The organism is Chryseobacterium hagamense (genome assembly GCF_007991455.1).
In the GTDB taxonomy this organism is placed as follows: domain Bacteria; phylum Bacteroidota; class Bacteroidia; order Flavobacteriales; family Weeksellaceae; genus Chryseobacterium; species Chryseobacterium hagamense.
This window is the reverse complement of the sequence record NZ_BJYJ01000085.1, coordinates 1-1009: the sequence shown is the minus strand read 5'-3', so window position 1 is coordinate 1009 and position 1009 is coordinate 1. Positions and strand designations below refer to the sequence as shown.

1 pseudogene is annotated in these 1009 nt (G+C 39.4%); it reads left to right on the top strand.

Annotation, left to right across the window (positions count from 1 at the left end):
* Positions 1 to 73: 73 nt before the first annotated feature.
* Positions 74 to 994: pseudogene (locus tag CHA01nite_RS20340) on the top strand (IS3 family transposase); the annotation flags it as partial.
* Between the last annotated feature and the right edge of the window lie 15 nt (positions 995 to 1009).

Here is a 1009-nt window from a genome sequence, read left to right as displayed (position 1 = left end):
AGTACAAAAAAATTGTGGCTGAACTTACGTTAGAAAATGTGGTGATGAAAGATGTGATCGCAAAAAAGCTTTAACACCTTCCGAGAAGCGGGAACTGGTTGTTTATTCCGTATCGCAGCATGGAGTAAGCATTCGGAATGCGTGTAAACTTTTTATCATAAACAGTTCGTTATTTTACTACAAAAAGAAGAAAAACAATGAAGATGACAAGATCCGGGAGGAGCTGGTTTTGCTTGCAGAACAGCATCAGACCTGGGGATTCTGGACGATGCACCACCGTTTGAGAAACTTGGGTTTTGGATGGAATCACAAACGGGTTTACAGGATTTACAAATCGATGAAGCTGAACTTAAGAAGCAAACGAAAGAAACGCCTTCCGGCAAGGGTGAAAGAGCCTTTGCTTCGTCCTGTTTATCCCAATGTAACATGGAGTATGGATTTTATGCACGATACTCTGGAGAATGGCAAAAGCGTGAGAAGCTTAAATATCATTGATGATTTTAATAGAGAGATTTTGAATATTACCATCGACACCAGTTTACCATCTGCAAGAGTGGTTTCCGAACTGGAACAACTGATCGACTGGCGTGGAAAACCGGAAAAGATAAGAGTGGACAACGGTCCTGAGTTTATTGGTGAAAAACTAAAAGGCTGGTGCGACAAAAATGAGATTGCGCTTCATTATATCCAACCTGGAAAACCAACGCAAAACTCTCTGGTAGAAAGATTCAACAGGACTTTTCGGACAGAATTTTTAGATGTTTATTTATTTGAGAACATCAGGCAGATGAGAAATTATTCAGAAATCTGGATGTGGATGTATAATAATGAGCGCCCGCACAGTGCGCTACAATACCTTACACCTCGGGACTTTTTGTTGAAATATGGAAAAATCAAAACACAAAGCGCAGAAGATTTTCCCACATTCCAACAAAGTTTTAACAGCAATAACAAGAAATTATTAACCAAAAACTCTACTTTTGAGTATGCCTAAAGCTGGGAAGATTAC